This is a genomic window from Lipingzhangella halophila (assembly GCF_014203805.1).
GTDB classification, from domain to species: Bacteria; Actinomycetota; Actinomycetes; order Streptosporangiales; family Streptosporangiaceae; genus Lipingzhangella; species Lipingzhangella halophila.
Map to the genome: position 1 here is coordinate 1,213,064 of NZ_JACHJT010000001.1, position 26,105 is coordinate 1,239,168.

General features: G+C 69.8%; 24 protein-coding genes. 7 read left to right on the plus strand and 17 right to left on the minus strand.

Annotated features, from left to right (window positions below; genetic code table 11):
• Nucleotides 1–16: 16 nt before the first annotated feature.
• Together F4561_RS05425 and F4561_RS05430 are read left to right on the plus strand one after the other, a co-directional pair.
• Nucleotides 17–1,537 (plus strand): OmpA family protein, encoded by a 1,521-nt coding sequence (locus F4561_RS05425; protein ID WP_184575367.1) that lies wholly within the window; start codon nucleotides 17–19, stop codon nucleotides 1,535–1,537.
• 163 nt (nucleotides 1,538–1,700) lie between these two features.
• Nucleotides 1,701–2,918 (plus strand): trans-sulfuration enzyme family protein, encoded by a 1,218-nt coding sequence (locus tag F4561_RS05430; RefSeq protein WP_184575369.1) that lies wholly within the window; start codon nucleotides 1,701–1,703, stop codon nucleotides 2,916–2,918.
• A gap of 70 nt (nucleotides 2,919–2,988) precedes the next feature.
• On the opposite strand, the gene F4561_RS05435 is transcribed toward F4561_RS05430, so the two are convergent.
• The 5 genes from F4561_RS05435 to F4561_RS05455 form a co-directional block, all read right to left on the minus strand.
• Complete coding sequence (locus F4561_RS05435) at nucleotides 2,989–4,230, minus strand: styrene monooxygenase/indole monooxygenase family protein (RefSeq protein WP_184575371.1); 1,242 nt, start codon at nucleotides 4,228–4,230, stop codon at nucleotides 2,989–2,991.
• Between the two features lie 112 nt (nucleotides 4,231–4,342).
• Nucleotides 4,343–4,948, minus strand: coding sequence for a GTP-binding protein (locus F4561_RS05440; RefSeq protein WP_184575373.1), 606 nt, complete (start codon nucleotides 4,946–4,948; stop codon nucleotides 4,343–4,345).
• On the minus strand, nucleotides 4,926–5,270 hold the full coding sequence (locus F4561_RS05445) for a DUF742 domain-containing protein (protein WP_184575375.1): 345 nt from the start codon (nucleotides 5,268–5,270) through the stop codon (nucleotides 4,926–4,928). The genes F4561_RS05440 and F4561_RS05445 overlap by 23 nt, the downstream gene beginning before the upstream one ends.
• A 31-nt stretch (nucleotides 5,271–5,301) precedes the next feature.
• Entirely contained in the window at nucleotides 5,302–5,745 is a 444-nt protein-coding gene (locus F4561_RS05450; protein WP_184575377.1) for a roadblock/LC7 domain-containing protein, read from the minus strand.
• A 12-nt stretch (nucleotides 5,746–5,757) separates the two neighbouring features.
• On the minus strand, nucleotides 5,758–7,059 hold the full coding sequence (locus F4561_RS05455; RefSeq protein ID WP_184575379.1) for an ATP-binding protein: 1,302 nt from the start codon (nucleotides 7,057–7,059) through the stop codon (nucleotides 5,758–5,760).
• Between the two features lie 419 nt (nucleotides 7,060–7,478).
• On the opposite strand from F4561_RS05455, the gene F4561_RS05460 reads away from it, so the two are divergent.
• Entirely contained in the window at nucleotides 7,479–9,143 is a 1,665-nt protein-coding gene (locus F4561_RS05460; RefSeq protein WP_184575381.1) for an ATP-binding cassette domain-containing protein, read from the plus strand.
• Between the two features lie 4 nt (nucleotides 9,144–9,147).
• On the opposite strand, the gene F4561_RS05465 is transcribed toward F4561_RS05460, so the two are convergent.
• Together F4561_RS05465 and F4561_RS05470 are read right to left on the minus strand one after the other, a co-directional pair.
• Nucleotides 9,148–9,357: a DUF397 domain-containing protein gene (locus tag F4561_RS05465; RefSeq protein ID WP_184575383.1), complete on the minus strand. Its 210-nt coding sequence runs from the start codon at nucleotides 9,355–9,357 to the stop codon at nucleotides 9,148–9,150.
• A gap of 25 nt (nucleotides 9,358–9,382) precedes the next feature.
• Nucleotides 9,383–10,231 carry a helix-turn-helix domain-containing protein gene (locus F4561_RS05470; RefSeq protein ID WP_184575385.1) on the minus strand — a complete coding sequence of 283 codons (849 nt, stop codon included), beginning with the start codon at nucleotides 10,229–10,231 and terminating at the stop codon, nucleotides 9,383–9,385.
• Nucleotides 10,232–10,424: 193 nt separating this feature from the next.
• On the opposite strand from F4561_RS05470, the gene F4561_RS05475 reads away from it, so the two are divergent.
• Nucleotides 10,425–10,859, plus strand: coding sequence for a hypothetical protein (locus tag F4561_RS05475; protein ID WP_184575388.1), 435 nt, complete (start codon nucleotides 10,425–10,427; stop codon nucleotides 10,857–10,859).
• Between the two features lie 97 nt (nucleotides 10,860–10,956).
• On the opposite strand, the gene F4561_RS05480 is transcribed toward F4561_RS05475, so the two are convergent.
• The 8 genes from F4561_RS05480 to F4561_RS05515 all read right to left on the minus strand — a co-directional run bounded on the left by F4561_RS05480 (nucleotide 10,957) and on the right by F4561_RS05515 (nucleotide 20,409).
• Complete coding sequence (locus tag F4561_RS05480) at nucleotides 10,957–12,213, minus strand: amidohydrolase (RefSeq protein ID WP_246437140.1); 1,257 nt, start codon at nucleotides 12,211–12,213, stop codon at nucleotides 10,957–10,959.
• Nucleotides 12,214–12,252: 39 nt separating this feature from the next.
• The gene (locus F4561_RS05485) at nucleotides 12,253–13,005 is read right to left on the minus strand and encodes a hypothetical protein (RefSeq protein ID WP_221445373.1); all 753 of its coding nucleotides are present in this window, start codon (nucleotides 13,003–13,005) and stop codon (nucleotides 12,253–12,255) included.
• Between the two features lie 13 nt (nucleotides 13,006–13,018).
• Nucleotides 13,019–13,741, minus strand: a complete 723-nt coding sequence (locus tag F4561_RS05490) for a DUF5058 family protein (protein WP_184575392.1) — start codon at nucleotides 13,739–13,741, stop codon at nucleotides 13,019–13,021.
• A gap of 520 nt (nucleotides 13,742–14,261) precedes the next feature.
• Complete coding sequence (locus tag F4561_RS05495) at nucleotides 14,262–14,777, minus strand: putative immunity protein (protein ID WP_184575394.1); 516 nt, start codon at nucleotides 14,775–14,777, stop codon at nucleotides 14,262–14,264.
• Entirely contained in the window at nucleotides 14,774–15,388 is a 615-nt protein-coding gene (locus tag F4561_RS05500) for a putative immunity protein (protein WP_221445374.1), read from the minus strand. Before F4561_RS05500 ends, F4561_RS05495 begins: the two co-directional genes overlap by 4 nt.
• A gap of 352 nt (nucleotides 15,389–15,740) precedes the next feature.
• Nucleotides 15,741–18,095, minus strand: a complete 2,355-nt coding sequence (locus F4561_RS05505; RefSeq protein WP_184575396.1) for a DNA internalization-related competence protein ComEC/Rec2 — start codon at nucleotides 18,093–18,095, stop codon at nucleotides 15,741–15,743.
• A gap of 127 nt (nucleotides 18,096–18,222) precedes the next feature.
• Nucleotides 18,223–19,386 (minus strand): helix-hairpin-helix domain-containing protein, encoded by a 1,164-nt coding sequence (locus tag F4561_RS05510; protein ID WP_184575398.1) that lies wholly within the window; start codon nucleotides 19,384–19,386, stop codon nucleotides 18,223–18,225.
• 228 nt (nucleotides 19,387–19,614) lie between these two features.
• A complete protein-coding gene (locus F4561_RS05515) occupies nucleotides 19,615–20,409 on the minus strand; it encodes an SDR family oxidoreductase (RefSeq protein WP_184575400.1) in 795 nt (264 codons plus the stop codon).
• Nucleotides 20,410–20,478: 69 nt separating this feature from the next.
• Between F4561_RS05515 and F4561_RS05520 the strand changes: the two genes are divergently transcribed.
• On the plus strand, nucleotides 20,479–21,357 hold the full coding sequence (locus F4561_RS05520) for a LysR family transcriptional regulator (protein WP_184575402.1): 879 nt from the start codon (nucleotides 20,479–20,481) through the stop codon (nucleotides 21,355–21,357).
• Nucleotides 21,358–21,567: 210 nt separating this feature from the next.
• On the opposite strand, the gene rpsT is transcribed toward F4561_RS05520, so the two are convergent.
• Nucleotides 21,568–21,840 (minus strand): 30S ribosomal protein S20, encoded by a 273-nt coding sequence (gene rpsT / locus F4561_RS05525; RefSeq protein ID WP_184575403.1) that lies wholly within the window; start codon nucleotides 21,838–21,840, stop codon nucleotides 21,568–21,570.
• Nucleotides 21,841–22,098: 258 nt separating this feature from the next.
• Nucleotides 22,099–23,229 carry a hypothetical protein gene (locus F4561_RS05530; protein ID WP_184575405.1) on the minus strand — a complete coding sequence of 377 codons (1,131 nt, stop codon included), beginning with the start codon at nucleotides 23,227–23,229 and terminating at the stop codon, nucleotides 22,099–22,101.
• Nucleotides 23,230–23,410: 181 nt separating this feature from the next.
• Between F4561_RS05530 and lepA the strand changes: the two genes are divergently transcribed.
• Nucleotides 23,411–25,252 (plus strand): translation elongation factor 4, encoded by a 1,842-nt coding sequence (gene lepA, locus F4561_RS05535; protein ID WP_184575407.1) that lies wholly within the window; start codon nucleotides 23,411–23,413, stop codon nucleotides 25,250–25,252.
• A 158-nt stretch (nucleotides 25,253–25,410) separates the two neighbouring features.
• Nucleotides 25,411–26,076, plus strand: coding sequence for an MOSC domain-containing protein (locus F4561_RS05540; RefSeq protein WP_312885156.1), 666 nt, complete (start codon nucleotides 25,411–25,413; stop codon nucleotides 26,074–26,076).
• Nucleotides 26,077–26,105 lie beyond the last annotated feature (29 nt).

Consider the following 26,105-nt stretch of genomic DNA (forward strand, 5'->3'; position numbering starts at 1 on the left):
GTGTGGAGGGACCCCCATGACCTCGAAACCTCACCTCCCCCTGGTCTCCCTGTTGCTCTCGGGAAGCGTGCTGATCAGTGGGTGCGGCCTGCTCGGGGACGGATCGGATGGCGACGGCGGCGCCCCGGGAGGTAACGGGGAGGAAGGCGGGGATGGATTCGCGCAGGAGGGCTACGTGGGCTCCTCCGGGGGCTCCGTCCACGCCCGCGTGGAGGTGGCCGAACTCGCGCGTCTCGACGACCGGACCCGGGTGACGGTCGAGCTCACCAGTCTGGAGGAGGAAGCGGTCGACCTCCCCAGAGGCGGCAATCGGGTTCGCGTCGTCGACCCGGTGAACCAGCAGGTGAGCGGGAGCTACCCCGATATCGGTTCGCAGGCCGAGGGGGACGCCCAGTTCGAACCCGGGGTCACCTACGAGCTGGTGTTCTATACTCCACCGCTGGACGGGGACACCGAGGCCGCGACGGTCCTGCTCCCCGGGGCCATCGGCGGGTTCGCCGGAATCCCTGTCGTGGACGGTGAGGCGGGCGACTACCCCACGGAGATGCCGGACGAAGCTCCCGAGGAAGGGGACACGGTCACGCTTCCCGTCGACGACAGTGCCCCCGATCCCGACGACGGGGAGACCCACGACCTGCACAGCCCCGTGGGCAGCGTCATCCAGGACCGCACGGTCGAGGAGGACCGGGAGACCGTCCAGCTGCGCGCCGATGTGCTCTTCGACTTCGACGAGTCGGACATCAGTGAGGACGCGGCCAAGGTGCTGGACGAGGTGGTCCAGGACACCCGGGAGCGTGTTGATTCCGACGATCCGCTCATCACCATTTCCGGGCACACGGACGGAGTCGGGGACGAGGACTACAACCGGGCCCTGTCCGAGGAGCGCGCCGAGGCCGTTCGGGAAGTCCTGGAAGCCGAGCTCGGCGCGGACTACGAGTACGAGACCGAGGGCCGGGGTTCCGCCGAACCGGTGGCGAGTGAGGGCGGGGAGGATGACGCGGAAGCGCGCGCCCAGAACCGCCGGGTGGAGATCTCCTACGCGTTCGATGCGGAGACCGCCCGCGAGAGCGAGGACGACGGCGAGTTCGAGGAGCGCATCGAGGAGATCGATCCCGCCGACGCCGGCGGGCCCGGCCCGTTCAGCACCCATACCGACGGGGAAGCGGTCACCACCCTGGAGGGCGAGTCGGACGGCACGGACTGGTCGGTGGACGTCTACCCCTTCTCCCGTGACGGCGCCTTCCTGGTCGCGCGGCTGGAGACCACGAACGTGGGAGAGGACGTATCGGGCGATGCCGGACACGTCAACGTAGCCGCGTTCGATCCGCACAGCGGAACCTACTATCTGCCGGTGCGGGTTGAGGACGCGGAGAACGAGCGCGACCAGCTTCGGGCGGAGCCGTGGCCGGCCGCTGGCGAGGCCGACACCACACAACCCCTGTACCTGTACCTCACAGCTCCTCCGGAGGACGTCGCCTCGCTGACGCTCGTTACCAGTGACATCGGTCGGGCCAGTGACGTTCCGATCGAGGAGTGAGCCTCGCGGGGCGGCCGTATGGAGCGAGCGCCGAGCGCGGGGCCGTCGTCGCCGGCCGTCCGGAGCTGCCCGCGCCCGGTAGGCGGCGACCGGGCGCGGGCGGGGTCCACCACCGCTGGAATTGGCTCTTCACGGCTGCGGGCCGGGGAGGAAAAGTGGAGGGATGACTTCGAACGACGCGCAAACACCCGGGGCGGATCTGCGTCCGGCCTCCCGAACCGTGCACCCGGCTGTTCCCGCCACGGACGGCAGCAGGCCGCTCGGCCCTCCGCTGTACCAGTCGCACGTCTTCGGTTTCTCCGATACGGAGACCATGGCGCAGGCCCTGGACAGTTCCGGAAGTCCCTACATCTACGGCCGGTACGGCAACCCGACCATCGACTCCTTCGAGACCGCCGTGGCCGACCTTGAGGGAGGCGCGGCGGCGCGTGCCGCGGGCTCCGGCATGGGGACGATCACGTCCACCCTGTGGAGCCTGCTGAGCTCCGGCGACCATGTGGTGGCGCAGAACTGCCTCTACGGCGGCACCCAGTCCTACCTGGACGACCTGGCCGAACGCTGGGGCATCGAGGTGACGGCGGTCGACGCGGATGACGCGGCCAGCGTCCGGGCGGCGATCCGGCCGAACACCCGCGTGCTGTTCCTGGAGACCATCGCCAACCCCACCGGCGCGGTGGCCGACATTCCGCGGCTCGCGGCCATCGCGCGCGAGGCCGGCGTCACCACGGTGGTCGACAACACCTTCGCCACCCCGTTGCTGTGCCGCCCCATCGAGCACGGCGCCGACATCGTCGTGCATTCCGCGACGAAGTACCTGGGCGGGCACGCTGACGTGCTCGGGGGAGTCGCGGTCTTCGCCGACGCCGCCATGCACGAGCGGGTGTCGCGGGCCAGCGTGGAGCTCGGCGCCGCGCTCGACCCGTTCGCCGCCTGGCTGCTGACACGCGGAATGCAGACGCTGGGGGTGCGGGTGGCGCAGCAGTGCGCCAACGCGCAGGAGCTGGCCCAACGTCTGGCAGCCGATTCCCGGGTCGCGGCGGTGTACTACCCCGGGCTGGCCGCCCATCCCGGCCACGAGACCGCGCGCAAGCTGCTCACTGGTGGCTATGGCGGTGTGCTGGCCTTCGAGCTGACCGGCGGCCGGCCAGCGGGAAAGGCGTTCGCCGAGGCCGTGCGGCTCGCCTCACTGGCGCCGTCGCTGGGGGACGTCAAGACCCTGGTGACGCACGCGGCCAGCGTCTCGCACCGGAAGCTGAGCGCCGAACAGCTCGCGCGGGCCGGGATCGGCGAGGGGCTGATCCGGGTCAGTGTCGGGATCGAGGACGTCGACGACCTGTGGGAGGACATGCGGCAGGCGCTCGACGCCACCGAACACGGGTGAGCCGAACCCGGGTGGACCGGGCGCGGCACGCCGACCGGTGCCCACCGGTCGGCGTGCCGCCGCCGTCGGCTCAGCTTTCGGTCTGGTCGGCGACCGAGGCGAGGTACTCCTCAGTCTTGTCGGGGTCCATGAGCCAGTTCTCGAAGTCGTGCGGATTGGCGTAGCCGTGCGCGAACCGGCGGGCCACGGCGGGATTGCTCGCGGCGGTGGCGAGGACCTGCTGCACGTGCTCCGGCAAGGGGGCCAGCATCATGTTCGTGTAGTTGGTCACGTGCCGCGCGTACTGCCAGTAGGCGTCGAACGTCTGCTGCATCCACTCGGGGTCGAAGGGCTCCTTCCCGCGTTCCAGGATCTTTCGCAGGTAGACGTCGGCGCAGCGGGCGGCGTTGTTCGCCCCCTGCCCGGTAACCGGGTCGTTGGCGACCACGACGTCGGCCATGCCGAGCACGTGCGCGGTGGCCGACAGGCGCGCCACGGGGTGCCGCACCACCGGGGCGTAGCCGCCGAAGAGTGTGCAGCGGGAGTCGGTGGGTTCGGCGTCCACACAGCGCTCGTACTCCCAGGGCACATAGCGCCGCATCAACTCCAGGGTGCGCTCCAGGTGGGCCTCGGGGCTCGGCCGGTCCGACCAGCAGTCGAACGGGCCACCCGGCACCGCCTCCCACAGCAGGATGTCGCACGGGCCGGTGTTGGTGACTCCGGGCATGAAGAACTGCTCGCCGATCCCCGGGAGGGCGCTGATGCGCACGTGCGGCTCCGGGTAGTCGGGCCGGGGAGTCATCCCGTGCACGTAGATGCACGACAGCATGCGTTGCGGGCGGTCGTAGGGGGAGCGGCTGGCGTCGCGGTCGAACAGCTCGACCAGGTCGCCTTTCCCGGCGGCGATGATGGTCAGGTCGTACATGGCGGCCAGTGACTCCAGGTCGGAGGTCATGACCCCGTGATAGACCACCTCGCCACCGCGCGACTCGAACAACTCCAACCAGCCGGCCATCTTGACCCGCTGGTCCACCGACTGCGCGTAGGACTCCCAGCGCCCCACGAAACCGAACGCCATCTCACCCGGGGGGTCCGATACGGTCAGCCGCTGCGCGACGATTTTCGGTGCCTGGTCCTCCCACAGGTTGAGCCCGAGATCGCGCTCGATCTGCAGGTTCGGGTAGAACATGCACTGGGTCGACATGATCCGCCCGTCGCGGATCTCCTCGGGGGTCCGTGCCGACATGATCGTGACGTCATAGCCGGCAGCCTGTAGGCCCAGGCCGAGCTGGAGTCCGGCCTGTCCGGAGCCGACGATCAGAATCCTGCGCATTGCTGCCTTTCCATGGGCAGGGGATGGGGGGTCAGCGAACGCCCGTAGCGGCGCGGCCGTCGCTCGTGGAGTGGGTTTGCTTGTCGTCGAGCTTCCTGGGGGAGTGGGGGAGTCAGCGCACAGCTTGGGCTTCGTGTCCGTCTGCGGTTCGCCGCATCGTGTGCGACAGCGACGCGGTCAGGGTCTCGATCGCCGCACCCCGGCCGCGCGCGTCGCAGCTCAGCAGGGGGATGTCGGGGGAGAGCTGGAGCGCTTCGCGCACGTCGGAGAGGTCATGGGTCTGCTCGCCGTCGAACAGGTTGACGGCGACGATGAACGGAACATCGGAGTCGTTCTCGAAGTAGTTGACCGCGGCGAACGACGCGTCCAGGCGATTGGTGTCCACCAGCACCACCGCCCCGCTCGCTCCACGGCACAGGTCGTCCCACATGGGCCAGAACCGTGCCTGGCCCGGGGTCCCGAACAGGTACAGCACGAGGTCGTCGGCCAGTGTGATCCGGCCGAAGTCCATGGCGACCGTGGTGGTGACCTTTTCGGTGTCCTCGGTTAGCGGGTCGACCGTCTTGGATGTTTGGGTCATCCACGCCTCGGTGTTCACCGGAGGGATCTCCGAGACCGCACTGACCAGGGTGGTCTTACCGACTCCGAAACCGCCCGCGATGACGATCTTGGCGGAGGTGAGCTGCGGGGCCGGGCTAGGCGAGCTCATAAAGCCCATCGATGACTCTCTTCAGCAGGCGGGGGTCGTAGGGGGATTCGTAGCTGCCCGGATTGATGACCATCCGGTCGCGGGCCGCCATGTCGCCGAGGAGCACCCGTGTCACCCCCAGCGAGACGCCGCAGTGGGCGGACAGTTCCGCCACCGACTGGACCGCGGTATTGGCACGCTCGTAGAGGCGGCGGGCCTCGGGGGGCAACCGCGTGGCGTAGCCGGCGTCGTACCGCGGCACCGACACCAGCGTGTGGACGAACAGCCGATGCCGCGTCCGTGTCCTGCCCCCAGTGAGCACGTAGGGCCGTACCCAGGGATTGACCGTCATGCTCGCACTCCCGTTTCGGTCCGAACGCGGTTCACGTCATGCTCCGCCCGACGGAGAGACTGCGTAGGTCGTCGCGCATCTGCGGGGTGAGTACGTGGCCGACGCTCTCAACGAGTTGGGTCATGCGATGTGCGACCACACCGAGGTTGGCCCCCTCGCGGACCAGTACGGCGAGGCCGGCGAGGCTGCCGATCCCCATGAACAGGAAGTGCCCCGCCGGGAACTTCAGCATGATCTGGTCGCAGCGTTCCTCGTCGACCTGGCCGGCGATGTTGTGGCCGAGGCTGATCAGTCCGCTGGTCATCGCCGACAGTGAGTCGACGGTGTCATTGGGCAGGGAACCCGAAGTAGTGAGCGGCAGACCGTCGGAGGAGACGATCAGCGCGTCGGCCACGCCGGGTGTCGAGGTCGCGAAGTCGGAAACCAGCCAACTGAAATCATTGATGTCACGGGGCTGGTGGGTGGCGCTGTTCATCGGAGGACCTCGTCAGTTCTCAGGGCGGTTTTCGGTGTTCTGCGAGGTGGGGGCAGGGGTGCCGTTGGCGTCGGAGTTGCCGCCGGCGGTGAAGCTGTCGAGATCCTCGGCGAACGACCCGCCGGAGGCGGAGCCGCCACCGGAAGGGCCGGAGTCCCGCGCCAAGGGCCGCTTGGGCAGGTGGGAGTTATCGCCGTTGCGGCCCTGCTTACGCAGGCTCTCGCGCTCTCGGCGGGGTAGAGAGCCTCCCGTGGCCGGGCGCTCCGGTGGCGAGGGCTCGGGCGGGGGCGCGGAGTCGGGCCCGATCGGGCCCGGGGCGAGCTTCAGGTGGGCGGGCTGGGGGACCGGGCTCAGCGGTGGCGCGCCCGTCCCCGGACCGTCCGCCGGCCCGTTTGGCGCTGCGGGCCATTCCGGTGTGTCGGAGCCGCCGATGTCGCCCAAGGCCGGCGGCTGCCCGGGGGCCTCGCAGATGAGCTGCGGGGGAAGGGAGACCACGGCGGTGGTCCCGCTTCCGGAGCCGCCCGGCGCCCCGGAGGAACGGGTGATGAAGCGCACCTGGGCGTCGAGCCGGCGCGCCAGCCGGTGCACCACCGGGAAACCGGTGTGCTTGCTGGTGTGCTCGTCCACGGGGGGCACGGCGGAGGCCATTGTGGCGTTCAGCGCCCGCGCCTGCTCCTCCTGCAATCCGATGCCGGAGTCCACGACGCGGATCACGACCCCACCGGTCTCGGTGGGGTGTGCGCTGACTGTCACCGCGGACGGGGAGTAGCGGGTGGCGTTGTCCAGCAGTGGGGAAAGGAGAGAGGCGACGTCGTCGGCCGCGTGACCGAGTACCGCCAGTTCGGCGACGGGGCCGACCTGGATACGGGAGTAGGACTCGATCGCGGATGCCGCCATGCGGATGATGTCGAGCAGCGACGTGTCCGCCCCACCCATCTCCGTCTCGTTTTTCTCCGAGAGGACGCGCAGCTCACGCGCGACCCGGCGCATCAGGGCCACGGCGTGGTCGATCTCGTACAGCTTGTTGAGCCTGTCCGGATCCTGCTCGTCGTGCTCCAGATGATCCAGTGCCTGGCGTTGTTGCTCGGCAAGGCCCAGGAGCTGCATGGCGAACCGGTCGCCGACCGTGGCCATGGGCGCGTGCGGCCGTGCGGCCTCGGTGGGAACGGCGTTGGGTGACCGCTGCGAAACGGGCTGCTGCGGCTGGGCGGTGGTGCTCGGTGCGGCCGGTTCCCGGGCGGCGGTGTCTTCGCGCTCGCGCCGGCGGCGGCGCAGCATCGCCCGGATCATGGGCGCGGTCCCATGCGATCCCATCGGGGGTTCAACGATGGATCGAAGCAGCGAGGCATAGGTAAGGGCACGCCTTCCTCGTCTAGGGATTCCTGATGCGACGACGCATCCGCACCGCGTGTGCGCGGCACGGGCGGACGCGTATCCCGTGTGGGGCGCGGTAGTGGAGGCGATCCCGCCGATTGAGCGGGGTCTCGCCAGAGGTGTCACTAGATTGTCACATCACGCTACTAGCGCAAAGTGTCCATGCGGAGAATGTGGCGTGATTTCCACTAAGGTGACGAATGCGCCGTTTTGTGCTTTTTGCTCAAATTCCCTGATCACCGGGGATTCGATGGTGTTCTGGGAGGTCGGCAGCGCGCGGGTGCCCCTCGCTGGGCACCCGGAACTACGCTGGAAAACCATTGGAACCCCCGGCACGGGGTTGGGAAAAATGCGTGGCCATGGGCCATATCGAGCTGTCAGGTATCGGGTTCCGGTTGCCTGATGGGAGCACGCTGCTGGACGAGGTGTCGCTGCGGGTCGGCGACGGCACGAAAGCCGCCCTGGTGGGGGCCAACGGCAGCGGAAAGACCACCCTGCTGCGCATCATCGCCGGGGACGAGAAGCCGCACCAGGGCACGGTGGCGCGCAGCGGCGGCCTCGGTGTCATGCGGCAGTTCGTCGGGGGGCACGGCACGGGCGGGGGAGACGGCGTCACCGCCCCGTTGGATGCCGGGTCGTCCGTTCGCGACCTGCTGCTTTCGGTGTCCCCATCGACATTGCGCGCGGCCGCGCGGGCGCAGGACGCCGCGGAACTGGCCATGATGGAGCACGACGACGAGGCCACCCAGGTGCGCTACGCCCAGGCCATCGCCGACTGGGCCGACTCCGGCGGCTATGACGCCGAGGTGCTCTGGGATACCTGTACCGTCGCGGCCCTGGGCATCCCCTTCGCGCGTGCCCAGCACCGGGAACTGGGCACGCTCTCCGGCGGCGAACAGAAACGCCTCGTGCTGGAGGCGCTGTTGCGCGGCCCCGAAGAGGTCCTGCTGCTGGACGAGCCCGACAACTACCTGGATGTGCCGGGAAAACGGTGGCTGGAGGAGCGGCTTCGCGAGACGCCGAAGACCGTGCTGTTCGTGAGCCACGACCGCGAGCTGCTCGCGCGCACCGCCACCCGCATCGTCACGCTTGAGGGCGGCATGGCCGCCGGGAACTCGGCATGGGTGCACGGGGCGGGATTCGAGAGCTACCACCGCGCCCGGCGCGATCGGCACGAGCGGTTCGCCGAACAGCGCCGCCGCTGGGACGAGCGGCACGCCCAGCTGCGCAAGGTGGTCGCGGCCCTGCGCCAGAAGGCGTCCACCAACGACGATATGGCGAGCCGCTACCGGGCGGCGCAGACCCGGCTCCGCAAGTTCGAGGAGGCCGGCCCGCCACCCGAGCCGCCGCGCGGGCAGGACATCACCATGCGGCTACGCGGCGGGCGGACCGGAGTCCGCGCGCTTACCTGCACGGACCTGGAGCTGACCGGGCTGATGCTGCCGTTCTCGCTGGAGGTGTTCTACGGGGAACGTGTTGCGGTCCTGGGCTCGAACGGGTCGGGCAAGTCGCACTTCCTGCGCTTGCTCGCCAGTCCGGACGGCGTCGCGCACACCGGGCACGCCAAGCTGGGAGCCCGGGTCGTCCCCGGCCATTTCGCGCAGACCCACCACCATCCGGAGTGGCTCGGTCGGACACTCGCCGGGATCCTCGCCTACGACCACGCGCTGCCGCTGGACAAGGCGGCGCCCGCGCTCGACCGTTACGAGTTGGTGAGTCAGCGCGACCAACGCTTCGAGACGCTGTCCGGCGGCCAGCAGGCCCGGTTCCAGATCCTGTTGCTGGAGCTTTCGGGGGCCACCATGCTGCTGCTGGACGAACCCACCGACAATCTCGACGTGGAGTCGGCCGAGGCCCTGGAGGCCGCCCTGGACGCGTTCGACGGGACGGTCCTCGCCGTGACCCACGACCGCTGGTTCGCCCGCGACTTTGATCGGTACCTGGTCTTCGGCTCTGGCGGAAAGGTTTACGAGGCAGCCGAGCCGGTCTGGGACGAGGGCCGAGTGCAGCGCGACCGTTCCTGAGTCGTTAGAAGGCGTCGTGTTTGGCGTGGTGGAGGAAGGCGTGCCATTCGTGGTTGGGGATGGTCAGGGTGGTGTGGTGGCGGTTTTGGGTGTCGCGGATGGCGGTGGCGTGGGGTTCGGTGGCGACCTCGACGCAATGGCCACCGTTGGCATCGCTGTAGGTGCTGGTGCGCCAGGCTCTGGGGGACCTGCGGGAGATGTCTGGGGTGCTCATGGCTTAGCTCTCATCGGCTTGCTCGCTAGCGGTGCTCGTCGGCAATACGCCGGACCAGGCGCCGCGACTCTACCGGCCCCAGGGCAGCCGCCTGTAGCCGGTTCCACAACCCAGAATACGCGCGCACCGCGTCGAGACGATCGAGGTAGTCCGCGTCGGTAAAGTTCTCCAGGTAAACCACGTCCGAGTGCGGGTCGTTGTCGAACCTAAGAATAATGAAGTCGAATGTAGACACCTCGTACGATTGCGCGCTGAACGGGTAGACCTGCACCTCGACTCCCGGGCGTTCAGCGATACTCGCCAGGTGCTGGAGTTGATTGCGCATGATCGCGGCGTCCCCAATGTTTCGGCGAAGCGCTGACTCGCTGAGAATGAACGTGAGCGCTGGCGCGTCTGGCCTGTCGATGATGGCGGTTCGCTCCATACGCACTCGTACATGGTCGTCAAGTTCCTCTTCGCTTTCGTGTGGAAGACCCGTGGTGTTCAGTGCGCGCATGTAACTCTCGGTCTGCAACAGGCCAGGAATGATCTCCGCCTGGTACCAGCGGATCTCGGTGGCGTCGGCCTCCAGGTCCACGTAAGCGCGGAACCAGTCGGGCACGACGTTGCGGTAGCCGCTCCACCGGCCACGTTGCCGACCCGCTCGGGCCAGGGCGTGCAGGCTCTCGGCGTGCTCCCCCGAGACTCCGTAGAAGTCCAGCAGGAGCTTCAGGTCGGTCAGGCGAATGCCGCTCTGCCCCAGTTCCAGCCGGCTGACCTTGGTTGCAGCCGCGTCCAGGAGAGTTGCGGCTTCATCGCGGGTCTTGCCTGCCTCCTCGCGAGCCCTGCGCAGGGCCATGCCCAGTCGGCGCCGTTGGATCGTCGGAGTGGCCATCTCGTTGTCTCCCTGCCTGGTGGATACAAATCGAGTGCGGTTGCAAACACACTGTATTGCGCCCGTCTATTATAGGCGCCTATTATAGGCATGCTCAGTAGAAGGCTAAGCGGTGCACCGAGCCTAGCGAGTCCTCACCCCACCCCGCAGGAGAACCCCCCGTATCCACCACCACACACCACTGGAGGACACCATGCACAACCTCGACCCGGCGATCTCCCGACTGCAGGAGCACGCTGCCCGCCTCGCCATGGCCGTCGGTACCGTGCGGTATCTGGGAGACGCCACGACCATCGAGAACGAGGCCACCGTCTCCACCGCCATCCACGTCCTTAGCAAGCTGGACCGGGAGCTCAACGACACCCTTACGGCGCTGGTCGACCTCGGTTCCGGGCTTGAGGCGCTCACCGAGGAGCCGCTTGAGATCCGGATCGACCCGGACGACGCCTACGTCTCCCCCTCACCCGACCGCACGAGTCTGGAGGTCGACCTCGGGGAGGTCCGCATCACCGTTCCCGCGGGCCGCGCCGTTGACGAGCTGGTCAAGTCCCTGGAGGACAACCGCGCGCACACCCGCCTCCCCGAAACGGCTCCCACCCGGGCCACCGCGGTACCCACTCCGCGCTGACGGCGCGGACGCCCGGCCCGCCGGCCGCGCGTCCCGGCCCCGCCCGAGCGATGAGGGCGGGGCCGGGACGCGGTACCGATCGCGTTTTCCGCGCTGGTCAGCGACCGGTCGCGGCTGCCCCGTTTCCGCTGCCGAGGCGGGCCACGAGAACGGAGTAGGCGGCGGTCACTCCGGTTGTCAGGGTCGGCTCGATGACCGGGGCGAAGTGCGGAGAGTGGTTGGTGGGCACGGGGTCGTCCCCGTCGATGACCTCGTCGGCCATGCCGCCGAAGAACCAGTAGACGCCCGGGACACCGATCGCGTCGGGGAGGTGGCCGAAGTCCTCGCTTCCCATGACCGCCGGCCGGTCCGTCACCGGCTCCGGGCCCAGCGCCTTCTCCAGGGCGGCCGTGACCGTGGCCGTCTCCTCGGCGTCGTTCGTCAGCAACGGGAACGTGTACAGCTCCTCGATGTCGGGTTCGGGCGCCCCGGACGCCTGGGCCTCGGCGGCGATCACTCGGCGCAGCGCGGCCAGCGTCGCGTCTCGCGTGTCGGGGTCGAGGTTGCGCACGTTGACGGTGAACTCCGCGGACGACGGGATGATGTTCTCCTTCAGCCCGGCGTGGAAGCTGCCTATGGTGACCACCGCCGCCTCGCTCGCCGGCACCTCGCGCGAGACGACGCTCTGGATCCGGACGACCATGTGCGCGGCGAGAACGACCGGGTCGATAGTGGTCTCCGGTCGGGACCCGTGCCCGCCCCGGCCGCGCACCGTCACCTTCCAGGAATCGGCCATGGCCATGGCCGGACCGGTACTGACTTCCACGGTGCCGGACCGGCCCGGCCACACGTGCTGGCCGTAGACGACCTCCGGTCGTGGCGCCCGGTCCCACAGGCCGTCGTCGAGCATGGCGCGGGCGCCCTCGGCGGTCTCTTCCCCCGGCTGGAAGAGGAAGACCACGGTTCCGGCCCACTCGTCGCGGGCGCCGGCCAGCAGGGCCGCGGTTCCGATCGCGCTGGTGACGTGCATGTCGTGCCCGCAGGCGTGCATGACCGGCACCTCGGTGCCGTCGCGCAGTGTCCCGCGGATCGTGGAGGCGTAGGCCACGCCGGTCTCCTCGGCGACCGGCAGGGCGTCGGTGTCGGCGCGGAACGCGACGACCGGCCCCTCGCCGTTCCGCAGGACCGCGACGACCCCTGTGCCCCCGCACGTGAAGGTCTCGCATCCCAGCGCGTCCATGCGCTCTGTGATCAGTTGGGCCGTTCGGTGCTCCCGCATGGACAGTTCGGGGTTGCGGTGCAGGTGCTGGTAGAGGTAGTGCAGGTCGTCCCGGAGCTCGTCGGATACCCGGGCCGCGTTGGTGGCCGCGTTCAAGCTGTGCTCCTCACTCGTGTGGCGGGTCGGCAACGTCGACTACTGCTGGGGTGGCTGGTCGGCGCTGGCACTGACACTGGTAGCCGTACCCCGCTCGGCCCGGCGGTCCCGCAGCACCCAGGCCAGGGCCACGGTGCCGAAGACAACGACGGCGGTGGCGAAGTTGCCGAACTGCTCGCCGAGTACCGGCACCAGCCCCAACTGCACCACGGCCGCGGTGGCGAGCGCGATCACCGTGATCCGGGGCTGCTTCGCGTAGGACACGAGCTGCACGACCACGGCCCCGATGATGGCGGGGAAGATGTACAGCCGCGCCACCTCGACCACCGAGTCCGGAAGCGCGCTTACCAGCCATGTCCCCAGCAAACCAACGAGGACCAGTAGGGAGACCAGGTGCACGAGGGCGGCACCGCAGATCGCCATTACCGCGGCGAGTTCGGCGCGGCGGGTGCCGGGTTTGGCGTCGATCGCCTGTTGGGCCACGATCGCCGAGGGCACCAGCTTGTTCGCGATGTTGCCGATCATGAACGCCTGGTACATGGCGGCGGGGCCGAGAACGGGGTAGTACGTCAGGGGCTCGATTACCCAGATCAACCCGAACACCGCCGCGACGGCGAGGAAGGCCGTGAGGAGCTCGCCGAAGGCCAACTGCAGGCCGGAGAAGAACACCAGGTACAGCGGTGCTGCCAGGGCGATCACCAGCACCATGAGCATGGTGATGCGGCCCCACCGCGAAGTGGTGCGGTCGTAAGCGCTGTAGGCGGCGTCCGCCCGGGACATGTCGTCTGGCACGGTGCTCACTCCTTCAGGCGGGACCGATGGCGGAGAAATGGGCGAAGTAGGCCGCGACGAGGCCGATGATGATCGAGATGCCAAGGGCCCACTCACGCAGCCAGGCGAGACCCAACCAGCGGGCCAGTAGTAGGCAGCCGGCCATCACGAGGGCCGAGACCGCCACGATGAGGACGTTGACGGTGCCGTTGGGCAGTTCGGAGATGCTGAGGGAGGCGAAGGCCCCCAACAGGGCCGCGGAGGGGACGATCGCCATCAGTGTGGGGTTGGTCCGGCGCAGCCGGGTGTCGCCGCGCTTGAGCAGTGGCGTGAGGATGAGGGTGGTGACCAGCCACATTCCGCCAGAGAGCGACATCGCGAACAGAGCGGTCGCGAAGACCTCAGGTGACCAGGAAGCCCCGCCCAGCTCCGCGCCCATGGTCCCGGCGGCCAGGTCCGCCGAGGCGGTCTCCGTGGCGGCGGAGCCGACGAGTCCGATTCGTACGAGCACCGCGGGGGTGCCGAAGAGTGCCAGCAGCGCTACGGCCACGACGGCGACCGCCAGGGATGGTCCGATCGCCGCGATCGCTCCGGAGCGGAGGGACCGTTTCCAGTCTTGAGGGGTGAATCCGAGGTCGGGGCCGGCGGTCCGTGCTGCGCGCATGTAGATGACGGTCTGCAGGGCGATCACCGCGAATGCGGCGAGGGCGCAGATCCACAGAAACGCCGAGTTCGTGTAGGCGGCGAGTGAACCCACGTGGGCTCCAAACGTGTTCCGGGGGTGTTGTCAACGTAGGGGGCGGTGTTCTGGGTGGGTGTTCCCTCGGTGATAGCGAGGATTCTGTTCCGGCGCGCGCTTCTTGAGTTTCCCGGTTCCGGTGCTGTTCGCGGTTTCCGGTTTCTTAAGTTCCGGGGTCGTGATCATCGGTGCTGACAGCGAACAGTTGGGCAGCTCACGGAAACGGGCCGGTGGAAGCAGGGCGCGTCGACCAGGGCCGCGTCACGGGCGGTGGTGACTGCGCGCGAGGACGCCGCGGTCCCCACCCGTGGCGGGCGGGCCGCCGAGCCCGAGGGGCAGATCACACCGCGAGCAGTAGGGCGAGTCGTGATGGCAGCGCGCGACACCGCACGCCGTGGGCTCGGGCACCGGCCGCGGCCTTCCGGTCGGTTCGCGTGGTGGCAATTTTCGGGGTGTACGGAAGACCGCCGGAATCAGGGCGGGGACGTTTGACCGATTGGGCCGGCGATGAGGGGTTGGGGCCGTGCGAGGTTCGGCTTCAACAGTCGAACACCGACCAGCAGATGTCGTTGCGCAACCTCTGGTCATCAAGTACGAGCTCGCGGATCGCCTCCGGGAGCTGGTCGCGCTGCCACTGGCACTCGAGTCGCCCTGCGGTCTCGCTCATGCCTTCCGGTGCCGCTGCGCGTGCGGCCTTGATCGCGTAGGCGGCCGCGCCGAGCTCGTGTGCGGCAACGTGGGCGACGGCCCCGGCCTGGCCGGCGGCGTACGCGGCATGCCGTGCTGGCCCCCGCAGGTCTCTGGCCGCCCCCATCGCGTGGCCGCCCGCCGCGCGAGCCCGCATCATCGTGACCTCGCCACGCACCCAGGCCCGGGCATGCTCGATCGCCTGGCGCGGTCGCGGGTCCCCAGGCTGAGCCGACTCGAAAAGGCCAAGGACGTGCTCTGCGCACGTGGCGGCCCATAGAGCGAGGAGATGGTGATCCGCGTCAGTGAGAGTCCCACCACGGCGGATCGTCACGAAGCGGGGGTCCCGGACCTTCGGGAGGATCATGACGTGCGTTCCCTTCCGCGCGCATCGGCGCGGCTCTCCGGGGTGTGCCCTGGCGACCGGTCAGCCGCCTGACGCAGGCGATGGTCCAGAGTGCTCATCAGCCGGGCGACACGAGTGCCGCCGCTTGGCGCGGGCGGGTAGCGGCGGAGCACATCGATGAGCGCCGGTGCCGCATACTGCCGCGATCGTTCCAGCAGGGCATCCCCGATCGCGGGGTCACCGCCCGCCTCCATCTCCCCGAGGTGCGCAGCGCTCGCGGAGGCTCGCAGGATGTGGCCGACCTGGCCGGCCTGGGCGATGGGGTGCAGGTATGCGGCCGATGCGGCGTCACCGGCGGATCGCGCTGCCAGCCGCGCGGTTTCGGAGGGGGCGGACCGGGCGGCTCGATGAGCGTCGAGGGAAGTGACGCGCTGCAGTTGTGTCCTGTTGGCACCGTTGATGAACGCCCAGGCCGCGCCGACCGCTGCACGGGGGCGCGGATCATCGGGAACAGCCTGCTCAAAGACTGACAGGACGGCCTCTGCGTGCCGAACCACGTAACGCGTCACGACGCGCAGCTCGTCCATCGTCAGGTCGAAGTCTCCGGACACGGTGTGCGTGTTCTGTTCCATGTCCCTGAACCGTATCCTTGAACTTCCGGTGGAGACTCTGCGCCGAATCCTCCCTTCAATGCGTCGGAAACCCTCAATCGGATGTCGCATGCGGCCCGGGTGCCCGGATCGTCGGCACGGCCTCTCCACGCGGGCGGTCCGCTTCGCAGCGGCCGGGAGAGGTGCGAGCGCATGGCGCGCTGAAAGAACACCATCACCGTGAAGCTAGTCAGCGGGCCGCGTCGGGAGTGACCGCGAGGTCGTTCTCGGCGCTGGAGATGTCTCCAAGGTCGGGTTCGATGCGGGGCGGCGCGGGTGAAGGAGCGAGCTCCCGCTCCACGACTCAGCGGTCCCTGACGCGGGAGGACGTCCGTCACGGCCGGTCAGTGCTTCCGCGGGCGGCGACCGCGGGGCCGTCCGGGCCGGGGACGACCGCGATGTCGCCGTGCCGGTCGGTGCGGTAGTTGGCCCGGGTGAGCGAGGTCAGGAGTGCCCACGTTCCCGGATCCGGGTGGCCGTACGGGTTGTCCGCGCCAGCCGATGTGATGGTCACCCGCGGGCGGGTGGCCGCCAGGAAGCTTTCGTCCTGGGTCTTCGCGCCATGGTGCGGAGTCTTGAGCAGGTCCACCCCTCGGATGGCGTGCTCGCTGAGCAGCGCGCGCTGCGCACGCTCCTCGATGTCCCCGGTCAGCAACGCGGTCATGGGTGGCGCCCGCGAGTCCCCGGGAGGGGCCCAGCGGGCCAGCAGGACCACGCTGTCGTCGTTCGAGCCGCTGGCCGCACCGCCGCGTGGCCACAGCACGTCCAGGCGCCATGGTCCCGCGTTCCACCGCTGCCCTGCCTCGGCCGTGCGCACCGCAACCGAGCCCTCGTCCAGTTCGCGCTCGGCGCCGGGGGAGTCGTAGTTCCCCGGGACCAGCGCCGCACCCGCCGCACGGCCCGACAACGCGCCCTCGATGCCGCCGTCGTGGTCGGCGTCCCCGTGTGTCAGCACCAGAAGGGGGAGCGACCGGACCCGGAGGTCGCGCAGGCAGTTGTCGACCAACGTTGGCTCCACACCAGTGTCGACAACAACGGCCCGGTGGTCGCCCGCCGACAGTACGATCGCGTCTCCCTGCCCAACGTCGCAGGCCACCACCGCCCACCCGGACGGAGGCCACGGCGGCGCCAGCCAGTGCAGCACTACCGGAGTCGCGACCACCAGGGCGCCGAGTGCGCACAGGGCGCGCCGCAGCCGCCCGCGTGCGGCGAGGAACACGAGGATGAGAGCCGCGGCGGCCACAGCTCCGGCGAGGTCATCGCGCCAGGGGAACGCGCCCTGCGGGACCCGGGCGGCGTGCGTGGCGATCGCGCCGACCCACATCACCAGGATTCCGGGCAGCCACACCACGACCGCGGCGGCGGCCGGCCACAGGAGCGCGATCCCCATTACCGCGAACCCGCCCACCGTCGCGAACGGCACCAGCGGGCCGGCGAGCACATTGGCGGGTACCGCGACCCAGCTCACCTCGGCCGAAAGCAGCACCAGTACCGGTACGCACCCCACGTGCGCGGCCAGCGCGACGGCGATGGTCTCGGCGACCCAGCGGGGCAGTCGAGCGGACCAGGAGTCGCGCCAGCCCGGCGCCAGGACCAGGATTGCCGCCGTGGCCAGTACCGAAAGGGCGAATCCATAGGAGCGTGCCAGCGCCGGGTCGAACAGCAGCAGCCCCACGACGGTCGCCGTGAGCGCCGTGAGCCCCGCTCGCTGCCGGCCCAGCGCCAGGGCGAGCAGTGCGATGCCACCCATGACGGCTGACCGCAGCACGCTCGGCTCCGACCTCGCTACCAGGATGAACACCACGATCATCCCGGCTCCCACGGACGCGGTGAACCAGGGAGGCCAACCGAACCACCTCCCCAGCCCGAGCGCCACACCGGTCAGCACCGCCAGGTTGGCGCCGGAGACGGTCAACAGGTGGGTCATGCCGCTGGCTTGGAAGTCCTCCGTCGTGGTGTCGTCCAGCTCGGATACGTCCCCGACGATCATCGCGGGTAGCAGCGCGCTGGCGGGGTCGGGCAGCGTGGCGGCGGCGTCGCGGAGCCGGTCGCGCGCGAGACCGGCCAGCACCCGCGGCGTCCCTGGGGGCCGCACGTCCTCGGGCGGTCCCCGCACCAGAACCAGCCCGCGCACCAGGCCGGAGTCGTCGGCCGGAACGACCCGCCCGGACAGTGCGACCGTGGTGCCGGGAACCAGGTCGCTCCACTCGGGGCCGGAAGCCAGTAGAACCACCGGAACCCGGGAGCGTAGCCGCTCGCCGCCGGAGTCGACCCAAACGGTGCGGGCCTCGATGACATGTTCGGGACGTCCGGGTAGCGCTGGCCCGCTGCGTGACCGGGGGTCGAGGCTGGCCACCACCTCGATCGTCGCTCCGCTCTCGTTCTCGGCCAACTCCGCCACCGGGCTTGCCTCCACACCGGCCAGGCGGGCGCCCACGGCCAGCGCGCCGGCCGCCGCACACACCAGGACCGCCAGGACCGGGGTCACCCACTCCTCGCTCGACGGCAACCGGAGCGCGGGACTGAGCACGAGGGCGCACCCGAGAAGTGCCACGCCGGTGGTCAGCGCCGTCGCGGAACCCGCGCCGAGGAGAACCGCGGTGCACAGCCACGTTCCGATCGCGGGCGCCAACAGCCGGAGATCCGGCGGCGCGGCGGCGCCGGGGGCGTCGATGCCGAGCGGGTTCACCGTTGGCCTCCGTTGGTTTTGTGCGGGGGTGCCGGGCTGGCGCGGTCCCTTCTCTGCTGGTCTTGTCTGTGTGGTCACGCTCGGCGCCGAGCGTGACCACACAGACAAGACCAGCAGAGATTGCCGCTCAACCGGCGCCGTTCACCTGCACCAGCTCACTGAGCTCGGCGTAGCGCACCTCGCCGATTCCACTGACGTCGTTCAACTGTTCGACCGAGGTGAAGCCGCCATTGGAGGTCCGGTGCTCGATGATGCGTTCGGCGAGTACCGGGCCGATACCGGGCAACTCCTCCAACTGCTCGGGCGAGGCGGTGTTGAGGTCGACCAGTGGTTCCGGCTGCTCCGGAGCGTTCCCGGGCGCCGGGGCGCCGGAGGCGGCGGAACCGGGCGGCGGAGTGACACCGACGAGCACCTGCTCGCCGTCGACCAAGGGACGCGCGAGGTTGAGGGAGTCGGTATCGGTACCGGAGTCGACGCCCCCGGCGGCCTCGACAGCGTCGGCCACCCGTGACCCGGCCGGGAGAGTGAAGACGCCGGGATCGCCCACTTCGCCGTCGACGTGGACCAGGACTTCGCCGGTGGGCTGTGCCGGCGCGGACGGGGCATCCTGGGACGCCGGTTCCGCGCCGGAGGAAGCGGGATCGGCGTCCGGGGCCCCGGACGCGGAGCCGGGCTCGGGCGCTGGTTCGGGCGACGGCCGCGCCTGGATGAAGAACCAGGACGCCGCGATGACGGCCACGGAACACACGGCGACGAGCGCGTGCAGGCCGGACCGGCTCAGGCGGGGCTGTTCGGTCAGCGCGGGCGGAAGGCGGTCGCGCAGCGCGGAGAGCCAGGAGCGGCGGGTGAGGTCGTCACCGGCCTCGACGTATCCCGGTGGTGGCCGCAGGCCGGAACCGGCACTGGTGCTGGGGCGGGTGGCCTCATTCCCGGAGCCGGAGCCGGAGCCGGAGGTGTCCTCGTCGCTCGACGGGTCCCGGCGCGCGGTGCGCGGCGGCGGTAGGCCGGGCGGGGCCGGCTCCGCCGGGGACGGCACGCCAACCGAGGTGTCGAGCTCGGCGGAGCCGGGTTCGGGGTGCGCTGCCCGCGGGCCGGCCGCTTCTTGTGCGTACGGCGGCGCGGGGATCGGCTCGACGATCCCGGAGCCGGACGCTGGGCCCGCGTCCGGCTTCGGGGCGGTGCCGGGGTCGCGAGGTGGGGGCGGCCGGTGGGTGACGCGCTCCGCGAGTGCGGCCAAGCGCTGGCGCGCGACTCCATCGGACGGGTGCGGGGACCGATGCGAAGGTGACATGGCCTCAACGTAGGGAGCCGCCACCTCTGCGGTCAGTCCGGATTACCGGGCTGTGGACCAGTGCCCGACACGCGGCGGAGCGCACCAGCGAGGCGGTGCACATGGGCGAGGCACCACCCCGCAGTCCAACTCCGGCGACCGGTCGCGCCGCCAGGGGCGCGGGCGGCTGGGGGATCCGCACTCGCGTGGCCGCGGTGCCCGACCTCCGGGTCCGCCCTGAGCGGCGGGTTACCAGCGTACGGGGCCGTCCTCGCCGAAGAACCCGCCGGTGGCTCCGTCGGCGGGCAGGTCCGCCAGGCGTACCGCGACCGCCGCGCCCTGGGCGGCGGTGCGTGGCGCCGCGAGTCCGGACCCCCGCGTGAAGTCGGTGTCGCAGGCTCCGGGCGCGGCGGCGTTGACCAGGATTCCGTCCGGCCCCAGCTCCTTTGCGTACTGCACGGTGACCGCGTTGAGGGCGGTCTTGGACGGCCCGTAGGCCAGCCCGGCGGGGATCTTCGACATGTAGTGGTCGGGATCGGTCGTCTGGCCGAGTGACCCCACGTCGCTGGAGATGTTGACCACGCGCGCCCCAGCGGAGCGCTGGAGCAGGGGGAGCATCGCCTCGGTCACGCCGATGACGCCGAACACGTTGGTCTCGAAGGTCGCGCGCACGGTGTCCATGTCGGCGAGTCCGGGTGCCTGGCTGTCCAGGCGGCCGGCGATGCCGGCGTTGTTGACCAGCACGTCGAGCCGGCCGTAGCCAGCCCGGATCTCCGCTGCGGCGTTGTCGATCGTGGCGGGGTCGGTGACGTCAAGGACAAGGGGGTGGGCGTCGGCTCCGGCGGCGCGCAGGTCGGCGACCGCGCCCGCACCGTGCGCGGGATCACGCGAACCCACCAGTACCGTCATCCCGTGTGTGGCGAGCTGGTGGGCGATCTGCGCCCCGATTCCCCTGTTGCCTCCCGTTACCAGGGCCACGCGTCTGGTGGGACCGGGCGGGAGGTCGGTGCCGGTCGGGGGCGGACCAGAAGTGTTCTCGTTCATGCCCCGACCTCACCACCCCCGCTTCCACGCGGCCAGTACCGTCCGGATCACCGTTGATACCTTCGGGGTATGACCCAGGCGGACACTCGCGAGCTGCGTTGCTTCGTCGCGGTCGCCGAGGAGCTGCACTTCGGCCGCGCGGCCGCGCGTCTGGGGATCGCCCAGCCTCCGTTGACGCGCACCATCCAGAAACTCGAACGGCGTATGGGGGTGCGGTTGCTGGACAGGGGCGGCCGCGGGGTGGAGCTGACCGAAGCCGGGGCGGTCCTGCTGTATGAAGGGCGCAAGGCTCTGGAGGGGGTGGCCGCGGCGACCCGGCGCGCCCAACGGGCCGGCCGGACCCCGTCCACGTTGGTGCTGGCCATGAAACCGGGAGGCGACGGCGGCCTGCTCGCCGAGATTCTGGCCGCCCACGCGGCCGAGCCTGACGCCACCGAGGTGGACATCGACTGCGTGGACGTGGGGGAACAGGCGGCCGCCGTCCGCGACGGACGCGCCGATATCGCGCTCCTGCACCGGCCCAACGCCGACCTCACCGGTCTGGACAGCGAGGACCTACTCGTCGAGTCGCAGGTGGCTCTGCTCCCGCCGCATCACCGGCTGGCCGGACGCGCCCGGATCCGGGAGTCCGACCTCGCGGTCGACCCCCTGCCTCGCTGGCCCGACGCCGCCGGAGAGCTGAACTCGCCCGCGATCCGCGAGGCCGGCCGGCTCATGCAGCTCATCTCGGTGGGGCGGTTGGTCGCCGTGGGACCGGAGTCGGTGCGCCAGTACGCCTGGGGCGGGGTGGCCTGTGTCCCCGTGGTCGACGCCGCTCCGATCACCCTCGCTCTCGCCTGGCCCGAGGACGCCCGATCACGCGCGGTTTCGCTGTTCGTGCGGGTTGCGACCACGGTGGCGCCGCGGAACCGGGACGCCATGCTCCACGAGCCCGAGCCCGGCATCTGACCCGCTCGCCAACAGCTGGCCGCGGCCAACCCGCGAGGCGTCCTCGGTGGGCCCGCAAACGCGAGGCGCTCGGCTGGGAGACCCGGCCGAGCGCCTGTCGTGTCTTTTCGTGGCCATGTCAACCACGTTGCGCCGCACCACCGCGACGGGCCCGCGACCCGGGCCGGAACGGCCCGCTGGGCGGTGGAGGCGAAGCCGCGTTGGTCCGCGTCAGGCGGAGGTCTGCACCTTCTCCAGGCGCTTCGCCATCCTGCTCTTGCGGTTGGCGGCCTGGTTCTTGTGAATGACGCCCTTGCTCACGGCCTTGTCGAGCTGACGTGCGGCGTGGCGCTGCCGCTCGGTGGCCTGCTCGGTGTCGCCCGCTTCCGCCGCCTCGCGGAACCTGCGGACGGCGGTCTTCAACGAGGACTTCACCGCCTTGTTGCGCATGTGGCGCTTCTCGTTCTGCAGGTTGCGCTTCTTCTGCGACTTGATGTTGGCCATGCGAAAACGTGCTCCAGTTGGTTCTTCTCGTGACGTGGCCTGCACCGGACCGGTACCGCGGGCAGCCGTTCCGCGGGAAGGTCCGAGTGAGTGCCGTCGCCAGGCTTGTGTGTTCTGAGGGCACAGAACTGAACGTGGAACGTCCAAGACACGGACTTCCATTATGCATCGGCTCGTGGACTGGTCGAGCCACGGCCGGCTGTCCGCGGGCGTGTCCACGCGCGGGTGTTCCAGCACGGCGCCTGCCCGGTGCCGGCCTTAGCGCTCAGGGCGCACCCACCCGTCAGTGTAGGCCGCCCAGTCGTCGCCGCTGGTGTCGTCGAGGACGTAGACAGCGAGCCCGACATCGTCGCGCTGGCCGTGCTCGGTGAGGCCGAGCCGCACCGCTTCGGTCGCGGTGTCCACGTTCTCGGCTGAGGACGTCGAGCCCCAGGTCTCGCTTTCGTAAGCCGGGATCCCGAAGCGGACCGAGGGGCCACCTGCGCCGGATCCGCCCTCGCCGCTGCCGCCGTCCTCGTTGCTCTGCCCGTCCCCACTGTCCGCACCAGGGCTCTCCTCCGAGCCCCCGGCCGCGTCCCCGCCGGAGCCCTCCGCCCCGTTCTCCGAAAGCGGTTCGAGCGCCGACAGCGACTCCTCGACCTGGCGCACCATGAACCCGCCGTACAGCGACTCCATCGGCATTCCGGTCCCGTGTCCCTGGATCACGATCGAGTCCACCCGGTCGGCCACCCGCCGCAGGTACCCCTTCGACCAGTACCGCTCCTCGCGCGAGTAGGCGAACATCGGGAGCCGGACGCCGGCCACCGGCTCGATGCTCTGGGCCTGCGCCGAGAGCACCGCGTCCGGCCCGATCTCCTCGCGCGTCTGGTCGAGCAACTCGGGCAGGGTCGAATCGTTCGTGGTGACCGGGCTGATCGCGAGGTGCACGCCGGCGAACCCGGCGTCTGTCACCTCTCCCGCGGTCGCGGCGATCTCGGCGCGGGCGTCCTCGTCGAAGCGGCCCTCGGCCAGCGACGACCCCTCGGTGGAGTGCTCCATCCAGCCGAGCACGGTCACATCGGGGAGTTCGTTCTCGGCCCAGTCGAGGAAGGTGCCGGCCGAATCGTAACCAGCGGAGTCGCTGCCGCCCTCGGAGTCGATGTCGGCGACGTGCACGTACAGCTCGGTCAGCTCACCCTGCTCTACCCGCCGCACCAGGTCGGTGAAGTCGTCAACGTCCTTCTCTCCGTTGACCCACGCCCCACTGAGCCACGCCGCGTTGCTGCCCTGGGACGCCGCCCACGGCGCCGGGGTTCCGGAGTACTGCGTCCCCAGCAGGACACCCGCTCCCACGGCAACCACCAGGATGGCAGCGAGACCCGCGAGGATCCGTTTGAGCAGCCACGTCACCAGATGTCTCCCGTTTTTCCGTGCCTCGCATAGCCTTGGAGTCTGCCGGTGTGTCCTGATTCCCTGGACTGCTGCGCCCTCACGGGCGCCATAGGATCATGAGGGGCACACACGTTTTGCGAGCCGCGCTCGCCGCAGCATCTCATTCCATCCCGCCCAAGAGAAACGTGAACGGAGCACGGTGCCACAGCCAAACCGGACCGATCCCGCGCTGATCCGAAACTTCTGCATCATCGCGCACATCGATCATGGCAAGTCGACGCTGGCCGACCGCATGCTCCAGTTGACCGGCGTCGTCGAGGACCGCCGGATGCGCGAGCAGTACCTCGACCGGATGGACATCGAGCGCGAACGCGGTATCACCATCAAGTCGCAGGCAGTGCGGCTGCCCTTCACCGCGTTGGACGACGTCACCTACGTGCTGAACCTGATCGACACACCGGGCCACGTCGACTTCACCTACGAGGTGTCCCGGTCGCTGGCCGCCTGCGAAGGCGCGATCCTGCTCGTCGACGCCGCCCAGGGGATCGAGGCGCAGACGCTCGCGAACCTGTACATGGCACTTGAGCACGACCTGGTGATTCTGCCCGTTCTGAACAAGATCGACCTGCCGGCGGCGCAGCCCGAGAAGTATGCCGCCGAACTGGCCGGCATCATCGGCTGCGAGCCCTCGGACGTGCTCAAGGTCAGCGCCAAGACCGGCGATGGCGTCGAGGAACTGCTCAACGAGATGGTGCAGCAGGTGCCGCCGCCCGTGGGCGACCCCGACGCGTCCGCCCGCGCCATGATCTTCGACTCGGTGTACGACACCTACCGGGGCGTGATCACCTACGTCCGCGTTGTCGACGGCCGGCTCAGCTCGCGCGAGCGCATCGAGATGATGTCCAGCAAGGCCACGCACGAGACTCTGGAGGTCGGCGTTATCTCGCCGGAGCCCACCAAGGTTTCCGGTCTCGGCGTCGGCGAGGTCGGCTACATCATCACCGGTGTGAAGGACGTCCGGCATTCGAAGGTCGGCGACACGATCACTTCGGCGGCCAAAGGCGCCAGCGAGATGCTTCCGGGCTACCGCGAGCCCAAGCCGATGGTGTTCTCCGGCCTGTACCCGATCGACGGGTCGGACTACCCCGTGCTGCGCGACGCGCTGGAGAAGCTGCAGTTGAACGACGCCGCGCTGGCTTTCGAGCCCGAGACGTCGGCGGCGCTGGGCTTCGGCTTCCGCTGCGGTTTCCTCGGCCTGCTGCACCTGGAGATCACCCGGGCACGCCTGGAGCGCGAGTACGACCTCGACCTCATCTCCACCGCGCCCAACGTCATCTACGAGGTGTACATGGAGGACGGCGCGCACCACACGGTGACCAACCCCAGCGAGTTCCCCGAGGGCAAGATCGAAGAGATCCACGAGCCCATCGTCAAGGGGACGCTCCTGGCGCCGGCCGAGTTCGTCGGCCCGATCATGGAGCTGTGCCAGGCGCGCCGCGGCAGCCTCCAGGGCATGGACTACCTCTCCGAGGACCGGGTCGAGATGCGCTACATCCTGCCGCTGGCCGAGATCGTGTTCGACTTCTTCGACCAGCTCAAGTCGCGGACCAAGGGGTACGCCTCCCTCGACTACGAACCGTCCGGCGAACAGGCGTCCGACCTGGTCAAGGTGGACATCCTGCTGCAGGGCGAGAAGGTCGACGCGTTCTCCGCGATCGTGCACCGCGAGAAGTCCCACGCCTACGGGGTCGAGATGACCAAGAAGCTGCGCGAGCTCATCCCGCGCCAGCAGTTCGAGGTGCCGGTGCAGGCCGCCATCGGCGCGCGGGTGATCGCGCGCGAGAACATCCGCGCCATCCGCAAGGACGTCCTGTCCAAGTGCTACGGCGGTGACATCAGCCGCAAGCGCAAGCTGCTGGAGAGGCAGAAGGAAGGCAAGAAGAAGATGAAGGTGGTGGGCCGCGTGGAGGTGCCGCAGGAGGCCTTCATCTCGGCGCTCTCCACCGAGGACAGCGGCGAGAAGGAGCCGAAGCGCAAGTAGCCGCCGCTCCCCGCCGGCTCGGCATCGCTGTTCCGGGGCCGGCGCGCCGCGGATACCGCGCGCGAACGCCGGCCGCCATTGCCCGCGACGGGCGAGCTGGGCCGGGCTTTCCCGCCCCAGCGTTCCTGTTCGCGGCGGAGGCCCGCTAGTCTGCTTCCGTGGCGAAAACGAGTTCCGGTAACGCTGTTCTGCGGTCGGTGAACGTCGGTGGCGTCGTCGAGGCGCCATGGGTGGCGGAAGTGGGCAGAACCGCGATCGACAAACGCCCCGTGAACGAGCCGACGCCCGTCAGCGAGAACGGGATCGCCGGCGACAGCCAGGCGAACCGCGCCGCCCACGGTGGCCGGGACCAGGCCGTCTACAGCTACGCGCGCGAGGACCTGGACATGTGGCAGGAGCGGCTCGGCCGCTCGCTGGACGACGGGGTCTTCGGGGAGAACCTGACCACGGCCGGCCTCGACGTCAGCATGGCTCTCATCGGTGAGCGCTGGCGTATCGGATCCGCTGTGTTCGAGGTCACCCTGCCGCGCACCCCCTGCGGGGTGTTCCAGGCGTGGCTGCAGGAGTCCGGCTGGGTCAAGCGGTTCACCGAAGAAGCCCGTACCGGCGCCTATCTGCGTGTCCTGACCGAGGGCACGATCGCGGCGGGCGACGGGATCACCGTCGAGTACCGCCCCGACCACGGCATCACCGTCATGGCCGCGTTCCGCTCCAGCTACGACCGAGACATCGGCCTACTGCGCCGGATCGTCGAGATCCCCGGCCGGTCCGACAAGTGGGCCGACGCCCTGGCCTGGGTCGAGCGGCAGGCCAGCCGCGGCTGAGCGCCCGGGCGAACCCGGTGGCCGGAATG